This is a genomic window from Massilibacillus massiliensis, assembly GCF_900086705.1.
Taxonomy (GTDB): Bacteria; Bacillota; Negativicutes; order FLKF01; family FLKF01; genus Massilibacillus; species Massilibacillus massiliensis.
Window position 1 is genome coordinate 2,021,319 of record NZ_LT575483.1, and the last position, 22,394, is coordinate 2,043,712.

Annotated in this window: 18 protein-coding genes; 6 read left to right on the top strand and 12 right to left on the bottom strand. The window is 39.0% G+C overall.

Annotation, left to right across the window (positions count from 1 at the left end):
* The first annotated feature begins 199 nt into the window (after positions 1-199).
* Positions 200-1,123, top strand: a complete 924-nt coding sequence (locus BN6559_RS09690; RefSeq protein WP_110954524.1) for a MerC domain-containing protein — start codon at positions 200-202, stop codon at positions 1,121-1,123.
* A gap of 281 nt (positions 1,124-1,404) precedes the next feature.
* Here BN6559_RS09690 and BN6559_RS09695 read toward each other — a convergent pair whose 3' ends face one another.
* Together BN6559_RS09695 and BN6559_RS09700 are read right to left on the bottom strand one after the other, a co-directional pair.
* Positions 1,405-2,625, bottom strand: coding sequence for an IS110 family RNA-guided transposase (locus BN6559_RS09695; RefSeq protein ID WP_110953917.1), 1,221 nt, complete (start codon positions 2,623-2,625; stop codon positions 1,405-1,407).
* A 347-nt stretch (positions 2,626-2,972) separates the two neighbouring features.
* The gene (locus BN6559_RS09700; protein WP_110954525.1) at positions 2,973-3,905 is read right to left on the bottom strand and encodes a GGDEF domain-containing response regulator; all 933 of its coding nucleotides are present in this window, start codon (positions 3,903-3,905) and stop codon (positions 2,973-2,975) included.
* A gap of 343 nt (positions 3,906-4,248) precedes the next feature.
* Here BN6559_RS09700 and BN6559_RS09705 point away from each other — a divergent pair, with 343 nt between their 5' ends.
* Together BN6559_RS09705 and feoB are read left to right on the top strand one after the other, a co-directional pair.
* Positions 4,249-4,479, top strand: coding sequence for a FeoA family protein (locus BN6559_RS09705; protein ID WP_199883902.1), 231 nt, complete (start codon positions 4,249-4,251; stop codon positions 4,477-4,479).
* 38 nt (positions 4,480-4,517) lie between these two features.
* Entirely contained in the window at positions 4,518-6,446 is a 1,929-nt protein-coding gene (gene feoB, locus BN6559_RS09710; RefSeq protein WP_110954527.1) for a ferrous iron transport protein B, read from the top strand.
* A gap of 154 nt (positions 6,447-6,600) precedes the next feature.
* Here feoB and xylB read toward each other — a convergent pair whose 3' ends face one another.
* From xylB to chvE, 5 genes are all read right to left on the bottom strand, one after another.
* Positions 6,601-8,124, bottom strand: a complete 1,524-nt coding sequence (gene xylB / locus BN6559_RS09715; protein ID WP_110954528.1) for a xylulokinase — start codon at positions 8,122-8,124, stop codon at positions 6,601-6,603.
* 52 nt (positions 8,125-8,176) lie between these two features.
* On the bottom strand, positions 8,177-9,202 hold the full coding sequence (locus BN6559_RS09720; protein ID WP_110954529.1) for a LacI family DNA-binding transcriptional regulator: 1,026 nt from the start codon (positions 9,200-9,202) through the stop codon (positions 8,177-8,179).
* Between the two features lie 68 nt (positions 9,203-9,270).
* Complete coding sequence (gene mmsB, locus BN6559_RS09725) at positions 9,271-10,383, bottom strand: multiple monosaccharide ABC transporter permease (RefSeq protein ID WP_110956360.1); 1,113 nt, start codon at positions 10,381-10,383, stop codon at positions 9,271-9,273.
* Between the two features lie 121 nt (positions 10,384-10,504).
* Positions 10,505-12,037 (bottom strand): multiple monosaccharide ABC transporter ATP-binding protein, encoded by a 1,533-nt coding sequence (gene mmsA, locus BN6559_RS09730; RefSeq protein WP_110956361.1) that lies wholly within the window; start codon positions 12,035-12,037, stop codon positions 10,505-10,507.
* 101 nt (positions 12,038-12,138) lie between these two features.
* On the bottom strand, positions 12,139-13,176 hold the full coding sequence (gene chvE / locus BN6559_RS09735; protein WP_456060957.1) for a multiple monosaccharide ABC transporter substrate-binding protein: 1,038 nt from the start codon (positions 13,174-13,176) through the stop codon (positions 12,139-12,141).
* Positions 13,177-13,591: 415 nt separating this feature from the next.
* Here chvE and BN6559_RS09740 point away from each other — a divergent pair, with 415 nt between their 5' ends.
* Together BN6559_RS09740 and BN6559_RS09745 are read left to right on the top strand one after the other, a co-directional pair.
* The gene (locus BN6559_RS09740) at positions 13,592-14,644 is read left to right on the top strand and encodes an aldose epimerase family protein (RefSeq protein ID WP_110954530.1); all 1,053 of its coding nucleotides are present in this window, start codon (positions 13,592-13,594) and stop codon (positions 14,642-14,644) included.
* Between the two features lie 118 nt (positions 14,645-14,762).
* Positions 14,763-16,253, top strand: coding sequence for a fucose isomerase (locus BN6559_RS09745; protein ID WP_110954531.1), 1,491 nt, complete (start codon positions 14,763-14,765; stop codon positions 16,251-16,253).
* A gap of 104 nt (positions 16,254-16,357) precedes the next feature.
* On the opposite strand, the gene dinD is transcribed toward BN6559_RS09745, so the two are convergent.
* The 5 genes from dinD to BN6559_RS09770 form a co-directional block, all read right to left on the bottom strand.
* Positions 16,358-17,203, bottom strand: a complete 846-nt coding sequence (dinD, locus tag BN6559_RS09750) for a DNA damage-inducible protein D (protein ID WP_110954532.1) — start codon at positions 17,201-17,203, stop codon at positions 16,358-16,360.
* Between the two features lie 245 nt (positions 17,204-17,448).
* Positions 17,449-17,898, bottom strand: a complete 450-nt coding sequence (locus tag BN6559_RS09755) for a metal-dependent transcriptional regulator (RefSeq protein ID WP_199883905.1) — start codon at positions 17,896-17,898, stop codon at positions 17,449-17,451.
* 70 nt (positions 17,899-17,968) lie between these two features.
* On the bottom strand, positions 17,969-19,849 hold the full coding sequence (locus BN6559_RS09760; RefSeq protein ID WP_110954534.1) for an ABC transporter ATP-binding protein: 1,881 nt from the start codon (positions 19,847-19,849) through the stop codon (positions 17,969-17,971).
* A complete protein-coding gene (locus tag BN6559_RS09765) occupies positions 19,846-21,570 on the bottom strand; it encodes an ABC transporter ATP-binding protein (RefSeq protein ID WP_110956363.1) in 1,725 nt (574 codons plus the stop codon). The genes BN6559_RS09760 and BN6559_RS09765 overlap by 4 nt, the downstream gene beginning before the upstream one ends.
* Positions 21,571-21,668: 98 nt before the next feature.
* Positions 21,669-22,055: a helix-turn-helix domain-containing protein gene (locus BN6559_RS09770; protein ID WP_110954535.1), complete on the bottom strand. Its 387-nt coding sequence runs from the start codon at positions 22,053-22,055 to the stop codon at positions 21,669-21,671.
* Between the two features lie 147 nt (positions 22,056-22,202).
* Here BN6559_RS09770 and BN6559_RS09775 point away from each other — a divergent pair, with 147 nt between their 5' ends.
* Entirely contained in the window at positions 22,203-22,382 is a 180-nt protein-coding gene (locus BN6559_RS09775; RefSeq protein WP_110954536.1) for a hypothetical protein, read from the top strand.
* Positions 22,383-22,394: the final 12 nt, after the last annotated feature.

Genomic DNA, 22,394 nt, shown 5'->3' on the forward strand with positions numbered 1-22,394 from the left:
CACTTTGCCTGTAAATATATTCATGTTCCATATATTTTAGAATAAATCCTGCTATAACAGGACCATTTGCCCATGATAAACCGCCTGATCATATAGCTTTATTGTCTATTTTAATGTAAAATAGTACTATATTCTACAAAATTATAAAATTATTTCTAAATTTAAATATTGTACCATTTTACGAGGAAGGTGATTGCCCATGATCAAAAAGACGAGAAAAAAGAAACCAAGTTTTTTTTCTAAACCTTGGCTGATTTGGAGTATGCTGATTTTATTTTTTCCTATCGGCTTATACCTTTTATGGAAACACAAACCGTATAACGTTCTTCCTTCTATATTGATAACAATTTTGATGAGTTTTCTGCTATTCACCTCTATTTTCACGGCAGTGCTCTATAAACAATCTTTAGATAAACAGGCCGAACAAGCCGACAGCACCTCTGCCGTCGAAGGCAATCTTGCCAAAACAGAAGTATGGGCTGATCAATATCGTCCTGACCAAGTAGCCTTCCTTCAATTTATCCAAGACTTAAATCAAGAAATAAAACTCTACTCCTCTATTCATGCCGAATACAAAACCTTGGTGACTGGTATACAAAAAAACAATACACCCTCACCAGGTATCGCCTGGGCAAACATTGATCATTTGAATCGCCGATTAGAGCAATCGCAAGAACGAATTACAGCAATGAAGCCGCCAACGAACTTAAGTGCTGAAGATCAAAATGCACTGGCAGCCAGCCTAAAAAATTATGCAAATTTTCTTTCCGATTTAGAGATCTCCTATATGCTGATGCAAAATAGTCTGCTTCGTTCTGATCCAGAGGCAAATAAACTATCCAATGCAAGTTTAGAAAAAGCTACCAATAACCTAAAAACCATAAAAAGCGATTTGAACACATTAGCCATTAAATTGAATGTACCGCTAGATGTCCAACTAAAATATCAAAATATTGCCAAACTGCCCGAATTAAGAGAAGTCGTTCCTGCGCAAACTGAATCCATAAAAGATATGGCGATAACAGATACCCAAAAAGCCTCCGCAACGCCACAGTCTTTGCCGCAAGGAAGTATAGACGGTGCTCCCGGAATAACCGGTGATGTTATCACCATTGCAGACTAAGGGCGCGTCGCATTAAAATGCGGTACTCCAATTTTCGTACTTGGCCTTTCCGGAAAAATACGTTCCGAAGGATGAAAAAAGATCAACTTACGTTAAGAAATCCGTTTGTTTGAGCGAAGCGAGTTTAGGATTTTAGTAAGTTGGCCTTTTTTCAAGTGTTTTGGAGGTTTGTGGCCTAGACTTTTTGTTTCTTTACTATGAAAACCTCTTCTATATCCTAGAAAAAGGACGCACAAAGACAAGCCCTATAATTCAGGACAAAAAATATCGTATATAGACAATCAGGTTGTAGCTGTGGTGGGGCGCTCCCAACCCAAAGCCGCTAATTTCTTCAAATAGGATTGTATTTTCTTCTCTCGGTTAAATTGATTGTAATATTCCGAACCTAACTCTCGATAAGGAACTTTTGCTTTTAGTATGTAGTAAATAGCGATTAGTATGGAATGAGCCACAGCTACGGCGGCTCTGCTTTTTCCTCTTCGCGCTGCAATCCGTTGATATTGAGCTGAAAAAAAGCTTCCCTTCGTCTTTTGCGCAGCCTTAGCACATTGTACTAACATAGCTTTTAATGTTGTATTTCCATGCGTAGTTTTTCCACTCTTTCGTTTCCCTGCACTCTCATGGTTACCTGGCGCCACACCAGCCCAAGAACTAATATGTCTTTCGGTTGGAAACCGATTCATATTTAATCCGATTTCCGCTAAGATTGTTTCTGCACTGATTCTCCCAACACCCGGTATTTCATCTATGGCTGCGATGGCTTCTTCATATTTGTTCAAGTAGTCTTTGATTAGTTTGTCCATATCTTCGATACGTTTTGTCATATCGTCAATATGATCCAAGACATTACGAAGCAATCTGCGTTGCAAGGGCGAAATAATTCCATCAACGCAAGCCATGATTTCATTGAGTTTAGCGTGCATACTAGGATGAAGCAGCCTTAAAATCTCGTCTTCATCAAGCTTTTTATCTTGGACAATGCTTTCCAAAAGTCGCCTGGAACTCTTGCCGTTGATGGCACTTACTACACTGGATAGTTTCACATTGGCTCCTTCTAGCATTTTCTGCAATCGGTTCAGCTCTCGGCTTCGCTCATCAATCAAGCTCTTGCGATAGCGAGAGATTTCCCGTAGTTCCCGTTGTTCACGGTCTGGAATATAGCTTGCTTTTAGTAACCCATGTCGAAGAAGATCGGCAATCCATTCTGCATCTTTGACGTCGGTCTTACGACCAGGCAAAGCTTTCATGTGCTGGGCATTTACTACCATGGCATTGAGATCGGAAAGCTCAAAGATATTGTACAATGGTTTCCAGTAGGAAGCGGTACTTTCCATGGCAATCATTTGACAACCGGCGTCAACTAACCAAGCTGATAAATCTCTCAGTTCTTTTGTCGTTGTACCAAACTGACGAAGTTGCTGCTTTCCACCACAGATTAGACAGGCAACTATCATCTTTTTGTGTACATCAATCCCACAACAACGCTCATAAGTTATGTCCACAATACCATCCCCTTGTAGATAAAATATGGCGTGACTTCCTGTAAGTTATTACTTTACTACACGTCCTTTCGCCCGAAGGGGCTGGACAATATGTGGTGCAAGCAGGAAATCATATCAATTTTGGGGTCGAGTTCTTGACTCAAAAAGAATCGACCTTATGCCATACTTTAATTATACATCATTGTTTTCGTTCATGGTGATGCTACCGCTTGCGTTGCATCTTATTTTGGGGCAATGCCAAAAGAAAAGCCTTGGGTTTAGGGATACACTAAGAATTTTATAAATAAAATATTAGTGCCATAGCCGACTACCTATCTGTCCATAGTTCTTCTACACAATGGAAGCTATTATTCACAAATAGCTTCTTTTTTTGTTGTCTGCTCATAAATAATAGAACAATTTTTGCCCCGCCCTTTCCCCTCGTATAAGGCAGCATCCGCAAGGGAAATATTTTTTTCCATTGTTAATTTTGGTGAAATCTGAACCAAGCCAAATGTAATCGTCACACCAAAAAATCTTTCTCCATACTTGAATTTCTCCCGTGAAATTTTTTCACGAATCGTTTCTACAAACATTTTAGCCTCTGCTACTGTAGCCTTCGGGAAGAACACAATAAATTCTTCACCGCCCCATCGAGCTACAATATCATTATCCCTACAGGCTTCATTCATAATTTCCGCTACACAATGCAGAACCTCATCCCCCATCGAATGCCCGTAAGTGTCATTGACTTTTTTAAAATCATCAATATCGCCTAAAGCGATCACCATATCATCATCATTTGTATCCAATTGCATTTTCAGTTTTGACATAAAGTAACGACGACTATAAATTTTCGTTAAATAATCATGGTTGACCATTTTCGTCATCTCTTTAATGATAATAGTCAGCTCATTTTTAGCTCGCTGATTTTCTAAATGCACCCTTACCCGTGCCTTTAATTCCGATGGGATGAAGGGTTTCGCGATATAATCAACCCCACCGCATTCAAAGCATCTTACGATAACATCACTGTCTTGCTTCGCCGTAATAAACATAATAGGAATATGCATCGTGATTGGATTACTTTTTAAACGCCTGCAGATCTCAAAACCATTTATTTTTGGCAAAATAAGATCTAATAAAATTAAATTAGGAACTAAATCAATAGCCAGCTTCAAACCATCTTCACCATGCTTTGCTTTTACAACATTCAAACTGGCTGTCTTCAGGATATCTTCAACAACCTTACAAATTAAAGCACTATCATCAATTACAAGTACAATTTCTTTGTTCACCATATCCAAAACCCCTCCAATCACATTGAAAACCGCTTTACAAATGAATGATTTTAATAAATTATGTTGCACGCGAATTTTTACTATAAATTTCACTTTCTTGTAAAAATTACTTCTATATTAATTTATAACACATCTTGTGGATAATGTGTATAACAAAGTGCATAAGTTGGCTCTTATCGTCTTTTTAAAATCTAAAAATAAAAAAATTCTCACGATATTTTTGTAACACAATAACTTTCGCTTTCATAAAATACCACAAATAATAGAAAAAGTTAGCTGCGGTTAACATCCGTACCCAGCACTAACTTTCGCTATGGAGGCTGATTTTATGGAAATAAATCATATGAGCAAACCCTCTCTTACACAACTTGAGATCGGGCAAACCTGCCATGTCAATACGATAGAACTTACAGGTCTATTAAAAAGACGCGTTCTAGATTTGGGTCTGGTGCCTGGTACCTTGGTAAAGTGTGTCCGCCGCAGCCCATCCGGAAATCCAGTGGCCTATCATGTGCGCGGCACTACAATTGCCCTCCGCAATGAAGATGCAGACTTTATTAAAGTGAAATTATAAAAAAGTTTATCTTCATGAATGATATAGGAGGAAAGAAAATGTTTGAAAATCGCATACAACACCTTGCATTTTTAAAAGAACGGTTTCATATTCAAGCTACACCGCAGCAATTTATAATTGCGCTTGCCGGCAATCCCAATGTAGGAAAAAGTACGATATTCAATGAATTAACAGGACTTCGACAACACACAGGCAATTGGCCCGGTAAAACAGTAGATAATGCCCAAGGTACCTTCCATTATTTTGAACAGGAATTTCTACTCATTGACTTGCCGGGAACTTATTCGATTATGGCACACAGCATGGAAGAAGAAATTGCGCGTGATTTTATTTGTGAAGCAAAACCCGATGCAACCTTAATTGTCGTCGATGCCTCTTCACTCGAACGCAATCTTAACCTAGCGCTGCAAGTGATGAATATTACATCCAAAGTCGTTGTTTGTGTAAATCTGCTGGATGAAGCCAAACGAAAAGGTATTGATGTAAACCTCAATCGCCTGAGCGAACAGCTTGGTGTACCAGTCGTTGGAACAACAGCGCGAACTGGTGAAGGTATGGAGGATTTAAAGCGCACTTTGTTTGAAGTTGCCAATAATGAAATCAATAGCACACCCCGAAAAGTTCAGATGGATTCAGCTGACCCCAGCGAAGATGAAATCGTCGCCACACTCTATCAACATGCAGAACAAATCAGCCAGCAAGTGGTGCAGAAAAAGGCAGCAGAAAAAAAATCTCTAGAACATCGTCTGGATGATTTACTTACTTCACGTTGGTTTGGTTATCCCGTTATGCTGCTGCTTTTAAGTTGCGTTTTTTGGATCACAATTGAAGGGTCCAATATTCCCTCACAACTTCTTGCCGATCTACTGCTGGGAATGCAAGACGATCTCTCAGAATTGTTTATCTACCTAGGTGCGCCTGCTTGGCTGCATGGAATTGTTGTCTCAGGTATGTATCGTTCACTTGCTTGGGTAGTTTCTGTCATGCTGCCGCCAATGGCGATTTTCTTTCCTCTCTTTACTTTATTAGAAGACTTGGGCTACTTACCACGTGTCGCCTTCAATTTAGACCATGCATTTAAAAAATGTCACTCTTGCGGCAAACAAATTCTTACCATGTGCATGGGATTTGGTTGTAATGCCGCGGGAATCGTTTCCTGTCGTATCATCGATTCACCTCGTGAACGACTTATCGCAATTGTAACCAACAATTTAGTTCCGTGTAACGGACGTTTTCCAACACTCATCGCTATTTCAACAATCTTTGTCGCCGGAATTTTTGCACCGGATTTATCAACAATGATTACTTCTCTTAGTATTACATTGATTGTTCTGCTCGGAATATTACTTACTTTCTTTAGTGCCTGGGCACTATCGCACACACTTTTAAAAGGTGAACCCTCTACGAATATACTAGAGCTTCCACCTTATCGCATGCCAAAATTTACGGCAGTTCTTTATCGTTCATTAATTGATCGAACAATCTTTGTTTTAAAACGCGCTGTGATTATGGCTGCACCTGCCGGAGCCATTACTTGGATTCTTGCCAATACGATGGTCGGTGATTCTAGTTTATTACAACACTTTTCCCAGCTATTAAACCCGATTGCTTATTATCTTGGTTTGGACGGCGTCATCTTAATGGCCTTTATTCTTGGATTACCGGCCAATGAAATCGTCGTACCAATTATCTTAATGTCATATCTTGCAACCGGTCAGCTCACAGAGGTAGAGACACTATCACAGCTCAAAGATATTTTACTCGCCAATGGCTGGACTTGGCTAACGGCCGTCAACACGATGCTCTTTTGCCTGCTCCACTGGCCATGTACTACAGCGCTGCTCTCTGCGTATAAAGAAAGCGGCAGTGTAAAATGGACAGCAGTTGCTTTTCTACTGCCAACCATACTTGGGATTATTGTCTGCATTGCAACCGCATTCACTGCAAGAGCTTTAGGACTTGTTTAAAAATGAGCAAAAAAATAAAATGCAGCTAAACAATTTACGTTTGCTGCATTTTATTTATTTTCTCTTTTTTACGTTGCTACATATCCACTCTACATAACGCAATCGGATAAAAGTATGATTTTTGATCGGAAATGTTATCATCTCATTGTTTCTTTTATAATTCAGCCAATGCCGTATACTGCTCTTTTAAGCTGCGATAAATCGACTGATACAACGTGTGCCCTTTTTTATAGTACTTCTGATTTTGTGAAATTGGCTGGCAATACGCCTGCGGATGAACAAAACGATCACAAGCATCCTCTACACTGGAAAATATACCTGCACCTACGCCGGCAAGAATCGCTGCACCAAGTGCCGGGCCTTCTTGTGAAGCAACAGTTTTTACTTCACAGCCATACATATCGGCTAACATTTGCCGCCAAACTGCACTTTTTCCACCGCCGCCGCAGGCCATCATTTCATTTACCTCAATTCCCATTTCAAGAAGAATATCATTACAATCTTTCAGCGAATAAGTGACGCCTTCCATCACGGCACGCATCAAATCTTCCTTGGTATGCATTGCCGAAAGGCCAAAAAATACGCCGCGGCATGCTGGATTTAGATGTGGCGTCCGTTCTCCCATAAGATACGGCAAGTACAATAGGCGATTACTACCCACAGGTACTTTTTCTACAGCTTTATTCATTAAATTATATGGATCTGTTTTTTGCAGCGCAGCCTGTTCCTTATACGCCTCGCAAAAATTATCACGGAACCATTTAAGCGACAGCCCTGCGGCCTGTGTAACCCCCATCACATGCCAACAACCTGGAACTGCGCAGCAAAACGTATGTACCCGCCCTTTGGGATCAATTTTCACTTGACTGCTATGTGCATATACAACCCCGCTCGTACCAATCGTTGTAAATGCACGGCCGTCTTTGACAATACCGGTTCCAATCGCTGCTGCTGCATTATCGCCAGCCCCGCCAACGACAACAGTTGAAGCTGAAAGACCAGTTTTATTAGCAATTTCCGGTGTAATAGAACCCGTAATTTCCGGTGATTCATAGACTTTAGCCAGCAAAGCTGGATTGATAGCAAGTTTTTCAAGCACTTCCTCTGACCATTGACGTTTTGGAATATCCAGCAACTGCATCCCGCTTGCATCTGAAACCTCAGTTGCATATACACCGGTTAATTTAAATCGAATATAATCTTTAGGCAAAAGAATATGTCTGCATCTTGCGTAATTCTCCGGCTCATGCTTGCGCACCCATAAAATTTTAGCAGCCGTAAAGCCTGTCAATGCTGGATTTGCCGTAATTTCTATCAGCCGATCTGCACCAACTGTTTCTGTAATTTCAGCGCATTCAACCGCGGTTCGCTGATCACACCAAATAATCGACGGACGAATGACTTCGTTCTGTTCATCCAGCATGACCAAGCCGTGCATCTGCCCCGAAAGGCCAATACTTATAACATCCTCGCCACGTACTCCTGCCTTCTGTAACACTTCTTGTATCGTACCAATCGTAGCCTCATACCAATCTGTCGGATCTTGCTCTGCCCAACCGTTTTGAGGCTGATATAACGGATACTCTCGCGATGCCGATGCTATAACATTACACGATGCATCAAAAAGAACTGTTTTCGTCGCGGAAGTACCAATGTCAATTCCGATTAAATAGCGCATGTTTCACCAACTCCATATCAAAATAAATGAATTTTAATCAAATGAAAAATCTTCAATTGATATTTTCTAATATTTTAATTTCGTTTTTTAGAATATGCTGTGTTTTTTTCGGTTTCAAGCCATTCACCAAGTAATTAAAAACGATATCCATCGATTTATAGCCTTGGGTATAGGGGTGCTGATAAATGGTTGCTTGAATGATCTGCTTTTGCAGCATCTCTACCGTCGTCTCTACGCTGTCGAAAGAAATAATCGTTAATTTATTCTGCAGCCCCAAAGACAATACGGCTCTGCAAACACCATAAACACCGCCAGCGACAATGAAAATTGCATTGATCTGTGCATGTTTCACTAACATTTCCTTTGTTACTTCAAATGCTAAGATATCGTCATCATCATTCGCCACATAATCAACGATATGAAAATTCGGATATTTATTTTTCATCACATGTTTAAAACCTTCTACTCTCTGCTGATGGCCCAATGCTTTAAATGAACCTGTAACAATACCGACTTCTGCCCTTCCCTGTGTCAGCAACCCCATAATGCCGCAAGCAGTTTCTCCGCCATTGAAGTAGTTGCTCCCGACGTAACATGCACGACGACTATTTTCTATATCATTATTTATTGTAACAACAAAAATACCAGCTTCTACGAGTTCGTCAATCTTGTCTTTTATCTTTTCATCACTGATTGGATTTAAAATCAACGCATTGATTTCACTTTTCATTGCATCCATAATTCCGCATTGCTTTTCGACATCATAACCTTTCATCGTTTTTAATTCAATTTTCATTCCGTAAACACTATATTCCTTTTCTGCTACACGAATTCCACGGATAACCTCATCGAAAAATGGATTCCCATCCGCTACAAGCAAAACGCCGACTACAAGTTTTTTACGTTTCGCAGAGAGCGCGCGACCGGCTGGATTCGGCTTATAACCAAGCTCATTGGCAACTTTTTTGACCAATTGTTCCGTTTGCACCTTTACCTTACCACGATCATTGAGAACACGATCAACGGTTCCTCTTGAAACACCACATATTTCCGCTATTTTCTTAATTGTTATTGTCATTTTGCTTTATCCTTACTCTATACTAAAAATCACTTTTCATAACCTCTCCACGAATTGATATCATCCTATCATTTCTTTGCTTGGTTGTAAATGTCGAAACCAACTGCGATCAAAAGCACAAGCCCTTTGATACCCATCTGCCAGTCGATTCCAATTCCCATAATAGACATACCATTATTCAAAACACCCATAACCAATCCGCCAACAATTGCCCCTACAATCGTTCCAATCCCGCCGGTTGCTGATGCACCGCCAATATAACAAGCCGCAATCGCATCAAGCTCAAACCCATTCCCGGCACTTGGCCCTGCACAATTCAAGCGCGCAGAAAAAATCAGTCCGGCAATTGCCGCAAGCAACCCCATATTGACAAACACAAGAAATCTTATCCATTGCGTTTTAATTCCAGAAAGCTGTGTTGCTCGTTCATTGCCGCCCAATGCATAAATATGACGCCCTATCACAGTCCGATGTGTGATAAAAGAATATAGAATAATTAAGGCTGCCAGTAATAGCAAAATGATTGGCATTCCTTTAAATTCACTCAACCAATACGCAGCATATAAACAAATAAACGAGACGAGACTTATTTTTGTTATAAATATTTTTTTGCTGCTTACTTTTACTTTATATTGTATGTCTTGCTTACGAGCATTCACCTCCGATATTACGTAACAGACTGCAACAATCAAGCCGACGAGTATCGTACTATAAGGAATCGCACCAATCAATGGAATATCAGATAAAAACTTTTGCGCGATAAATTGATAGGATTCGGGGAAGGGAGACAATGTATTTCCATCCAATATAATCATCGTTGCGCCACGAAAAAGAAGCATCCCCGCCAAAGTTACGATGAAAGATGGTACTTTAATAAATGCAACCCAAAAACCCTGCCAAGCTCCAATCAAAAGCCCCACCGCCAAACAAACGAAAATCGTAAGTCCGACCGACATATTCATAGAAATCAGCATTGTTCCGGCAATTGCACCAACCACGGCAATCACCGAGCCAACAGACAAATCAATATCACCCGTCAAAATGCACGGCAGCATGCCGATCGCCAAAATTAAAATATAGCTGTTTTGCATAATCAGCTTAGATACATTCATCGGTGCAAGCAAAATACCTTGTGTAAGCCATTGAAATAACAATGCAATCGCAATGAGGGCAATAAACATCGCATATTTTCGTATTGCAATTTGAATTATGTTTTTCCTAAAGGCACTACTAGAAGAATTGGTATCGGTAGTTTGCTGATGAATTCCAGCGGTCTCTTTGCTCAACATTTTAGAATTCCCCCTAGTTATTACTTTGCATAATGCATTTCATAATACTTTCTTGAGATGCATCGGCTTTTGCAAGTTCACCTACAAAACGTCCTTCATTCATTACGTAAATCCGATCACTGATACCTAATACCTCTGGCAGCTCTGAGGATATAACAATCACCGATTTTCCCTGCGCTGCCAAATCATTGATAATACAATAGATTTCATATTTTGCTCCAACATCAATTCCTCTCGTTGGTTCGTCAAGAATGAGTACATCCGGATCAGCATAAATCCATCTGGCGAGCATCACTTTTTGCTGATTTCCGCCTGATAGATTCCCGGTATTTTGATAAATGCCCGGTGCCTTGATCTTCAAGCGCATCAAATATTCTTCCGCTACTTTGACTTCTTCATTTTCATTTACGATCCCATACGCTGAAAGCTTCTTTAAACTCGGCAAAGTCGTATTCACCCTAATATCATTGATTAAAATAAGACCTTGCTTTTTTCTATCTTCAGTAACATACGCTATACCATTCTCAATTGCATCAGATACACTCTCTATCCGAATCTCTTTGCCGTCTTTCATCATTACCCCGGAAATATCCGTGCCGTAAGACCGTCCAAAAATACTCATTGCGAGCTCTGTTCTACCAGAGCCCATAAGTCCGGCTATCCCAACAACTTCACCTTTTCTAACATTAAAGCATACATGATTGACTGCAAGCTTTTCTGTAATTTCTGGCGAATGAACCGTCCAATCTTTTACTTCAAAACAAATATCGCCTAACCGGCTTTCCCTCTCTGGATAACGATGCGTTATATCCCGCCCGACCATTCCGCGGATAATTCTATCTTCTGTAATTTTTTCAACATGCGTATCAATGGTTTCAATCGTCATTCCATCACGAATCACTGTAATTTTGTCCGCGACTTTCGTCACTTCATTTAATTTATGTGAAATTATAATTGCTGACATATTACACTCTTTACGCAATCTGAGTAATAGTTCTAAAAGTTTTTCACTCTCCGCATCGTTCAAAGCGGCTGTTGGTTCATCAAGAATCAACAACCTGACATTTTTGGACAACGCCTTCGCAATCTCGACGAGCTGCTGTTTCCCAACACCAATCTGATTGATCGGCGTATCCGGATCCTCTTGCAGTCCGACAGTTTCCATAAGTTTTATCGCTTCATACCGACATTTGCCCCAATTGACAATGCCGTGCTTTGCTCTTTCATTCCCTAGAAAAATATTTTCCTTGATGGACAAATAAGGAATCAGTGCCAATTCCTGATGAATAATTACGATTCCTTCCTTTTCACTTTCTCTTATATTTTGAAATTTACATTCTTTTTCATCGTAAATAATCTCTCCGGTATAAGTACCATACGGATATACCCCACTCAAAACATTCATTAAAGTTGACTTTCCTGCACCATTTTCTCCGACAAGTGCATGGATTGTTTCTTCCTCAATCTTTAGCTGTACATTATTTAAAGCTTTTACCCCAGGAAATTCCTTTGTAATTTGTCGCATCTCCAATAAGACTCTGCCCATTTTCATAGCTCCTCCTGCCTGCAAATGTACATATGTAAGAGATCGTGGTACAAGTTCCCCTACCACGATCTCTTAACAGTTCAAAATCCATGATAGAAGTTTTATTGTATATCCGATTCTTTATAATAGCCTGAATCAATTAATAGTGACTTATAGTTTGATTTATCGACAAATTGAGGCTTACATAAATAAGATGGTATAACTTTTTTTCCATTATTATATGTTGTTGTATCGTTGACTTCTGGCTCTTGTTTATTTACCATTGCTTCAACCATTTTAACCACTTGATCTGCAAGGGCTCTCGTATCTTTAAATACTGACATTGATTGCTGTCCAGCAACAATTGCTTTTACATTTGCAATATTTGCATCCTGCCCCGTTACGATCGGCATTGGTTTATCAGCAGATCCATATCCGGCTGATTTAAGCGCCGATTGCACTCCTAATGAGGTAGAATCATTCGAACATAAAACTGCATCAATTTTATTTGTTGTATAATTAGCCGTAATAATATTGTCCATACGTTCTTGTGCTTTTGCCTCATCCCAATTCGGCGTTGCACATTGTTCACGAGTCAGCTGTCCTGACTTAACAATCAACTGGCCCTTATCAATATATGGCTGCAATACTTCCATCGCACCGCCAAAGAAATATACCACATTATTATCATCTAGCGGGCCAGTCGCAATTTCGAAGTTATATGGGCCTTTGCCTTCTTTCAATCCCAATTTTTCTTCTATGTATTGTCCCTGAATTTTACCGACGCTAAAGTTATCAAACGTTGCATAAGCATTGACAGCATCAGTATTCATAATTAATCGATCATACGCTATGATTGCACAACCAGCTGTTTTTGCTTCATCCAAAACAGACGATAAAGCGCTGCCATCAATCGCCCCCACAACAATCACTTTTGCCCCTTTTGTAATCATATTTTCAATTTGTGCCACTTGCGTTTCCACTTTATTTTCTGCGAATTGAAGATCTACCTGATAACCCTTTTCCTTTAGCTTAGCCTCCATATTGGATCCATCTTGATTCCACCGCTGTAATGATTTGGTCGGCATCGACACACCAACTTTAATTGATTTATCGTTACTTGAAGTAGTTGATTGAGCTCCCCCGCAGCCAGTCATCATAACTGTTGCTGCTAGCATAGCACCCGCCAAAATGAATGATATTATCTTTCTCACTCGCTTACCTCTCCTTTTTGTGTGCTCAGGCACATTTTATGACTAAAGAATATCACTGAATTTTCTACTCGTCAATCATTTATTTTCAGTTTTATTAGACTTTTCTAATTTTTCAGTTATATATTTCGGTCTGTAAAAAATATAAAACAAATCAAGCATTAGATATCATAAACCATACGCTTATCATATTAAATTTTTATAGAATATTTTTATTATATAATGATTACTTATTTATTTTTTACGTCATAATCATAATTTTAAATTTTGTTTGACAGAAATAAACAGCAATGCTATTCTTTAATCATCTTATTGTGCTCCTGCACATTAATTAAAAACTAAAAATTCTATGGAGGAATGTAACATGAGTCTAATTCGCAAGCAAACCTTCGGAACAACCAAAGAGGGCAGACCCGTTGAACTCTATACCCTTACAAATAAAAATAATATGCAAGTTACAATCTCAACCTATGGTGGCACGATTTTATCAATTAAAGTTCCGGATAGAGAGGGTAAATGCATTGATGTCGTTTTAGGATATGACAGATTAGAAAATTATGAAGTACAAGATAAATATATTGGTGCTCTAATTGGACGCCATGGCAATCGTATAAAAAAGGGTCAATTTTCTTTAAACGGTAAAACCTATCAACTGGCTTGCAATGATGGCAACAACCATCTGCACGGCGGTAAAATTGGTTTTGATAAAAAAATATGGTCTGCAAAAGAAAATAACCAAGGTCTTACCCTAAGTTATATCAGTCCGGACGGTGAGGAAGGATATCCTGGCACATTATCTGTGGAAGTACACTATTCTTTAACCGATAACAATACCTTGTCGATCGATTACAAAGCAAATGCAGATGAGGATACCGTTTGTAATCTTACAAACCATACATATTTTAACCTAGCGGGTTACGACAGTGGCACAATTTTAAATCAAAAAATTCAGATATTTGCGAATTATTATACCGATGCCGACAAAGAATCTCTGCCAACAGGAAAAATTTGTTCCGTCGAGGGGACTCCGCTTGATCTTCGGCAACCAACAACCATCGGTGCGCATATCGACGATGCCTTTGAACAACTACAATTTGCCGGTGGTTATGATCATAACTGGATCATTGAAGATTATGACGGAACATTAAAAAAAGCTGCTTTTGCTCTTGCTGACAGTACCGGAATTACACTCACAGCTTCGACAACATTACCTGGACTACAATTCTATAGCGGAAATTATCTTGATGACGCACCCGAGGGGAAAAATCATTCTCGTATCTATAAGAGATGTGGTTTTTGCCTTGAAACACAATACTTTCCCAATGCTTTGGAACATCCCAACTTTGAGCAGCCTATTATCAAAAAAGGAGAGACCTGGCATGCTTTGACAACTTATCAATTTGGTATACATAAATAAAGATGGCTGCATGCAGACTCGGTTGCACAGTTCACGCATTGCTTGTTAAAGTATGAATTTAATCAATACTATCAATGGATAAAATTTAAAACTATGCTACACAAAGGAGAGCTAAATGATGACTATGACAAATATTCCGAAAGTGAATTTTGGTATCATTTCTGTAAGCCGTGACTGTTTTATTATTACCTTGTCCGAAAATAGGAGAAAAGCGATTGTGGAAGCTTATACCAAAGAGCATGGTACAATCTATGAAGCACAAACAACCGTAGAAAATGAGCACGATATGTTGAAAGCCGTTCAAGAAGTGAAAGATGCCGACTGTAACGCATTGATTGTCTTTCTTGGTAATTTCGGTCCAGAAACTCCAGAAACGCTGATTGCTAAAAATTTTAACGGACCGGTTATGTACGTGGCTGCAGCCGAAGAATCCGGCAAAGATCTAATCAACGGTCGTGGTGACGCATATTGCGGCGTTTTAAATTGTTCTTATAACCTTGGACTTCGTAAAATTAAAGCTTTTATTCCTGAATATCCGGTAGGAACAGCCGATGAAATTGCCGCAATGATACATGAATTTTTACCAGTGGCTCGTACGTTAATCGGTCTATCCAGCCTCAAAATCATTACATTCGGCCCGCGCCCGCAAGACTTTTTTGCCTGCAATGCACCAATTCAGCCACTCTATGATCTTGGAATCGAAATTCAAGAAAATTCCGAGCTTGATCTACTGGTCTCCTATCGTGCGCATGCCAATGATCCTAGAATTAAAGATGTAGCCGCTTCAATGGCAAAAGAACTAGGATCTGATGGCAACCAGTATCCAGATTTATTGCCGCGTATGGCGCAATATGAGCTTACACTGCTCGATTGGCTCGAAAAAAATAAAGGTGCCAGTCAATACACTGCATTAGCAAATAAATGCTGGCCAGCTTTTCCATCAGAATTTGGCTTTGAGCCATGTTATGTCAACAGTCGGCTTGTTGCGCGCGGAATACCTGTAGCCTGTGAAGTCGATATCTATGGAGCACTGAGTGAATATATCGGTATGTGTGTGAGCGAAGACACGGTCACACTCCTTGATATCAATAACTCTGTTCCCAAAGATTTGTTTGAAGAAAATATCAAGGGTACTTTCAATTATGACTTAAAAGACACCTTCATGGGGTTCCACTGCGGCAATACCCCACTTTGTAAGCTTGCGAAAGGCGCCGTAAAATACCAGTTGATTCAAAACCGATTACTAGAAAACGGTGGCACACCTGATATCACCCGAGGCACACTAGAAGGCGATATTGCCGCCGGAAAAATTACTTTTTTCCGCCTTCAAAGTACAGCCAGCGGACAAGTACATTCCTATATCGCCCAAGGTGAAGTTCTCCCTGTAGCCACCCGCTCCTTTGGCGGAATTGGCATATTTGCAATTCCTGAAATGGGGCGTTTCTACCGTCATGTATTGATCGAAAAACAATATCCACATCATGGCGCTGTCGCTTTCGGCCATTACGGCAAAGCCTTATTCTCCATTTTTCAGTATCTCGGACTCAAAGACATTGCGTTTAATCAACCAAAAACCATGCTTTATCCGACTGAAAATCCATTTGCTTGATCATAAATCATATCGCTAAACGACATGACACAATAAAAATGTACCCTGTACGAATAGAGAAAATGCTTTCTCCGTTCCTACAGGGTACATTTTTTGCTTCTTTGTTATCTCATCTCATCTCCGGCATCCAACCGCTTCCGTCTTTCTGCCTCAATTTTCTTTACGCTTTTCTCTGCCACCGGCAGATTTTCCGGCATAGTTCCACCTAGTTCAGCGATTGTTTGTCTTACTTTCTTCCCAACAGAAAAATGCGTCTGATTCGCTTTTTCTTTTCCTTTTATTTTTTCACGTCGCAATTTTTCATCAGTTTGTGTAGCTCTAAATAGGTTAGCAGCCAGCTCCGTACTTCCCATATGATCTAAGATGGTTTGGTTCTTTTTTAAACCTTTATGCGCATGAATCTCTTTGGCACCCAGCCCACCATATAGCCCCTTATAACCACTGTTTTGAAAAATAGCATAGTCTTTTCCCTCTTGAACTCCGGCGTATTTAGCAGCTTCAGCTAAGGATTTATTATGATTTTTTAATTCATTCCGTATTGCCAAACGTTTTTGTTCTTCATTCAATCGTTCAAATTCTTCTTGTACTTCCTGTTCTCTTGTCTTTACCGCAAAATAGGTTTGTCCTAATGCTACGACCTTTTTACGCGAATCACCATTCTGAACAATCAAATAACAGGCATAGCGCGTTAATTTAACATCCTCAATTCCACGCTGCACACCAGAACCGATTTCAACCATTTTGTTGACGTCAACAAAATGGTTAGATAGTAGGTTGCCACTATTTTTACAAGCTATTTTTGCTTTATGAATGACCTTTTCAAAATTTCTCCATTCCGTATATTCTAAAATTACTAGCAACTCTCTTGCATACCAAAATTCCGTACCATGATCATCATGGTATTTACTATCTTCAAATATTTTCATTGAATACTCCATGATATCTGTCATTAAAAACTCTCCTCTCTCACAACTATAAGAATATCCTTATAGTAAAGAACATTTCCCAATCGATCATCTTTTATATGCGTAAGTTACAGAATATTTTCTATATTTTAAGTCTACCATTTTTTTTATTGCAAGCCAATATTTTCTTATTAGTAAAAATGTAACATTTTCACTAAACAAAAAGGTCTTCCAGCTTAAACACTGAAAGACTTAAATTTAGATTATAAATAAAGATATAAGCACAAAAATCAAAATTCTTTTTCATTCATAAATTGTTTGAAATTTACATGAATCTCTGGATTTTCCTTCATAAAACTCACCAAAGACTGGATAGAATAAATCGTCGTCCGTGATAAATAATGTTCCATCGCTTCTGCTTCTTCGCTTATGTTGCAGTCTGCTTCAATCAAATATAAAAAATCTTGCAGAATTCGATTTCGTTCCACCAAAAAACGACCAACAATCCGGCCCCAATCCGTCAAATATATATCGCCATATTTACGATATATAATATATTCTTTGCTTTTCAGCTTTCGGATCGCTTTACTAACCGAAGGTGCTGATACTTTTAGTTTTCTGCCGATATCAGACACTCTTACACTTGCCTGATTCAATGAAAAACGATAAATTTCCTCAAGATAATCCTCTAAGCTTGGCGATAAATCATATTCTAAATAAAGTTTATCATCATGCAGCACGATCAATCCCCTCGCACATCCCTTTGATACCATTACTATATGCGAGATAGACTAGCAATATGACTGCTCCTCAATCAAGCTCCACGGTCCCTGTATACATATTATAATAATGTCCCCTGAACTGCAGCAGATCTTGATGATTGCCTTTTTCAATAATTTTCCCCTGCTCCATGACAAAAATCAGATCTGCATTGCGCACGGTAGACAAGCGATGGGCAACAATGAACGTCGTACACTGCTGCATGAGCTGTTTTAGCCCCTGCTCTATATACATTTCTGTCCTCGTATCTACAGAGCTTGTTGCTTCATCCAAAATCAGCATCGGCGCTTTTGACAGAGCTGCTCGTGCAATATTTAATAACTGCCTCTGCCCTTGACTCAAATTTGCTCCATCGCCTTCAATCATCGTATCATAACCTTTTGCAAGTTTTTTTATAAAAGAATGTGCATTTACTAGTTTTGCTGCAGATTCGACCTCACTGTCATCTGCACTCTGTCTTCCATATCGTATATTTTCTCGAATCGTTCCGGTGAATAAATGCGTATCTTGTAACACTACAGCAATTGCCCTTCGCAAACTGGATTTCTCAATATCTCGAATATCAATTCCATCAATCGTAATCATCCCTCGATCAACCTCATAAAAGCGCGTAATTAGATTTAAAATTGTCGTTTTGCCTGCACCAGTCGCACCGACAAAAGCAACCTTCTGACCGACCTTTGCCTGCAATGAAATATTCGTCAAAATTTCTTTTTCTTTGCTATAGCCGAAAGAAACATCGTCAAATACTACGTTCCCACATACAGGAATACATGCATTATCATGCGCTCTTCGCCAAACTAAGCCGCCCGTTGTATCCCGCTTCAATACAAATTCATGATTTTCATCAGTCACAGCTTCTACTTTTTCTTCTAATATTTCAACGATTCGTTTTGTACCAGCCAAGGCAGTAACCACCGTATTATATTGATTGGAAGCCTCGTTAATCGGTCTGCCAAACATTAATGTAAATTGTAAAAACACCACCAATGCCCCTAGCGACATCTGTCCAAAAACAACCAGCATACCACCGATCATAACAATTCCCGCATAAATAACATTATTCAGATTGCGTGCTAACGGCATCATCATCCCGGCATAAGACTGTGCCGCCATTGCCGTTTCACATAAGGCTGTATTGAATCCCATGAAATCTTTTTTGACCTTATCTTCATAGCCAAAAACTTTAACAACTTTTTGCCCACTCATGATCTCCTCTACATATCCGTTGAGTGTGCCTAAGTTTTTCTGCTGCAAAGTAAAATACTTGCCGCTGATTTTCGTCAGCCGATTCACACAAAAAAGCGTGAGTGGTATCACTAGAAATGCAATCAACGTGAGTATAGAACTGCGCGATATCATCATGAAAAAAATGCTGATAATCGTAATGACACTGCTAAAAAACATGAGCATACTATTTTGCAACGCATCGTTTAATGTATCCACATCATTACTAAAACGACTCATCATCTCACCGGTGGTATGCGTATCATGATAGCGAATGGACAATGTCTGCACATGTTGAAATAAACGCATACGAATTTCATAAATTGTCTTCTGCGCAATATGCAGCATAATTTTATTTTGCCCATAAGCAGCCAGGACTGATAATAAATAAATGCCTGCCAACATAACTGTACCGTGTGCTAAACCGATAAACCGTTCCTCTATGCTGGTATCTACATTCTGTGGCTGCAGAAATTGATCAATTAAAGGTTCTAAATACGCTGTCCCGCCTAGAGTAGTTGCAATATTGACCAAAACTAAAAGAAACGCTGTTATCAGTAAAATCTTTTTTGGTGCCAAGTAGAGCCACAAGAAATGTAGAACCTTTTTCCATTCCTTTGACCCCTGTAAATTTTCAATCGGGGTATTGGCATTTGGCGGCTTTGATTTTTGTTGTTTATTCATAAACCTTCCTCCGCCTGCTGATTTTGTGAATCATAAATTTCTTGATATTCTACACTTTTTTCTAATAATTCTTGATGACTGCCGCTGGCAACAATTTTTCCTTCACGCATAACCAAAATTTTATCAACATCACGCACCGCGCTAATTCTTTGCGCAATAATAAACATCGTTGTACGATGTAATAAATTCGTAAGCCCCTGCCTAATCTTTTTCTCGGTTACAGTATCTACCGCACTCGTACTGTCATCTAAAATCAAAATAGCAGGTTTCTTCAGAATAGCTCTGGCAATACAAAGCCGCTGTTTCTGTCCCCCAGATAAATTAGCGCCGCCCTGCTCTAACAGCGTATCATATCCATTGGCGAAGCCTAAAATAAAATCATGTGCCTGTGCAGCCTTAGCCGCTGCTACAATTTCCATCTCACTTGCATTTTCATAACCCCACTTTAAATTATCGCGAATCGTACCGGAAAACAGCGTATTCTTTTGCAAAACCATGCCAATCTGCTTACGCAGCGATGGTATCGTATACTGCCGAATATCTTTCCCATCCAGCAGAATTTTTCCTGCTGTAACATCGTATAACCTTGGAATCAACTGCATTAAAGAACTTTTTCCCGCCCCGGTACTACCGATTATTGCAATCACTTCTCCCGGGCGGACTGTAAAACAAATATTCTCTAAAACATTTTCCTCCGCTGACCCTGCGTAACGAAAATTTACATCTTGAAATGTAATTTCACCGCAAACATTTGCAATATCCTGTGCACCCTGTTCATCAACTAAATCGACTTTTGTATCAAAGATCTCACAGATTCGTTTATAAGATGCACTCGCACGCGCTAACATAATAAACATCAAAGACAACATCATCAAAGACATTAGAACAATAAAAATATAATTGATAAAGGCGGTCATTTCGGCAACATCCAGGTCTCCCTGCAAGACCATATTTCCGCCAAAATATACAACTGCAACAATAGCAGCATTCATCATAAACATCATTAACGGCATATTGATAATGACAACGTGCATAGCCTTAATAGAAGCTTCCAATAAATCACGATTCGCCATCCTAAACTTTTCTATCTCATAAGTTTCACGAACAAAGGATTTTACCACGCGAATATTCGTCAAATTTTCTTGTATATTAGAATTCAAACCATCTAATTTTTTTTGCATTTTTTTAAATAGCGGAACAGCCAAATATATAATGTATGCTAAGGAAATCACTAGAATTGGCATAATCACAGCCAAAATTATCGCAAGTTTAGGACTAATTTGAATAGACATAACTAAAGAAAAAATAAGCATAAATGGTGCTCGAGCCAAAATTCGAAGTCCTGTTACAACTGTACTTTGCAGCTGCGTAATATCATTTGTTAACCTAGTTGTTAACGATCCAACAGAAAATTCATCGATATTGGCAAACGAAAAAGTCTGTACTTTATCAAATACCCCACGTCTCAATTCTGCGGCAAAACCAACACCTGTACGTGCTGAATACCGTACAGTACCAATCCCGCTAAGCAAAGACAACACAGCAACAGCAATCATCGTAAAACCAACTTGGCTGATATAACCGATATCACCGGAATTCACGCCCTCGCCGACCACTTTTGCCATAAATTTAGGGAATGCCATTTCTGCTACTACTTCAATAAATAAAAAAAAGAGTGCGAGTATGATATCTTTTTTATAATTTTTTATATAAGGATACATTCTAAGCAAGATTTTCACTCCCTAAAAACTACTTTTTCTTATTATAAGTCATTTTGCCAAAACAAACCCTATAAAAAATAAAAAGGACTAAAATGCTTCTAGTCCTTTTTACTTTTTATACCATTGGCTAATTTTATTGCAATTTTCTCTAGTAACTCCCACTCTTGTTCATTTAAACTGCTAAGCAGTACCGCAAACCGTTTTGGAAAATCATGATCATTCCTTTTTATTAACTCCGATGCCCAGGCTGTAAGCGCCTCATTTCGATTCATTTTAAGAAACATTTCGCCCTCTCCAGCTCGAAGCCACCGTTCACTAACACGAAAAAAAGAACATATAAAAGAAATATTTCTATCTGTTATATTACGGCTATTACTTTCATATAAGCCGATTGCACTAGCCTTCAATCCTATTTTCTCTCCAAACTCAGCTTGTGTAAGATTCAGAGATTTTCTAAGCTCTTTTATTCTACTGCCAATTTGCATCCTATCACCACCTTTCGACCAAATAATATCACAACGAATCACACTCTGCAATATTTATTACATGATAACTATTGCTTAGAAAAACACTAAGTAGTATTATAATCTTACGGAGAAATAAAAAGCACTAGAAGGAAAGGTAGTGACGAAATGTTAGAATTAAAAAGCGTTGATTTAGCAGCAGAGAGAAAGGACTTAACTGAAAACGAAAAAAGAATTCTCAATATTTTTACCAAAATACTTCCAGAACTTACTACAGTTGAACAAGAAAAACTATTGGCTTTTGGAGAAGGCCTAGCTTTTGCAAAGCAAAAAATAAAAAATACCTAACGATACTAATAT

Bases quoted from the DNA above. Each gene is read 5' to 3' on its own strand.
- BN6559_RS09745 (WP_110954531.1), top strand. From the start codon at position 14,763: ATGACTATGACAAATATTCCGAAAGTGAATTTTGGTATCATTTCTGTA.
- BN6559_RS09720 (WP_110954529.1), bottom strand. From the start codon at position 9,202: ATGACAATAACAATTAAGAAAATAGCGGAAATATGTGGTGTTTCAAGA.
- BN6559_RS09700 (WP_110954525.1), bottom strand. From the start codon at position 3,905: ATGGTGAACAAAGAAATTGTACTTGTAATTGATGATAGTGCTTTAATT.
- xylB (WP_110954528.1), bottom strand. From the start codon at position 8,124: ATGCGCTATTTAATCGGAATTGACATTGGTACTTCCGCGACGAAAACA.
- mmsA (WP_110956361.1), bottom strand. From the start codon at position 12,037: ATGGGCAGAGTCTTATTGGAGATGCGACAAATTACAAAGGAATTTCCT.
- BN6559_RS09775 (WP_110954536.1), top strand. From the start codon at position 22,203: ATGTTAGAATTAAAAAGCGTTGATTTAGCAGCAGAGAGAAAGGACTTA.
- dinD (WP_110954532.1), bottom strand. From the start codon at position 17,203: ATGACAGATATCATGGAGTATTCAATGAAAATATTTGAAGATAGTAAA.
- BN6559_RS09705 (WP_199883902.1), top strand. From the start codon at position 4,249: ATGAGCAAACCCTCTCTTACACAACTTGAGATCGGGCAAACCTGCCAT.
- BN6559_RS09760 (WP_110954534.1), bottom strand. From the start codon at position 19,849: ATGAATAAACAACAAAAATCAAAGCCGCCAAATGCCAATACCCCGATT.
- BN6559_RS09770 (WP_110954535.1), bottom strand. From the start codon at position 22,055: ATGCAAATTGGCAGTAGAATAAAAGAGCTTAGAAAATCTCTGAATCTT.
- mmsB (WP_110956360.1), bottom strand. From the start codon at position 10,383: ATGTTTATTGCCCTCATTGCGATTGCATTGTTATTTCAATGGCTTACA.
- chvE (WP_456060957.1), bottom strand. From the start codon at position 13,176: ATGATGACTGGCTGCGGGGGAGCTCAATCAACTACTTCAAGTAACGAT.
- feoB (WP_110954527.1), top strand. From the start codon at position 4,518: ATGTTTGAAAATCGCATACAACACCTTGCATTTTTAAAAGAACGGTTT.
- BN6559_RS09765 (WP_110956363.1), bottom strand. From the start codon at position 21,570: ATGTATCCTTATATAAAAAATTATAAAAAAGATATCATACTCGCACTC.
- BN6559_RS09740 (WP_110954530.1), top strand. From the start codon at position 13,592: ATGAGTCTAATTCGCAAGCAAACCTTCGGAACAACCAAAGAGGGCAGA.
- BN6559_RS09690 (WP_110954524.1), top strand. From the start codon at position 200: ATGATCAAAAAGACGAGAAAAAAGAAACCAAGTTTTTTTTCTAAACCT.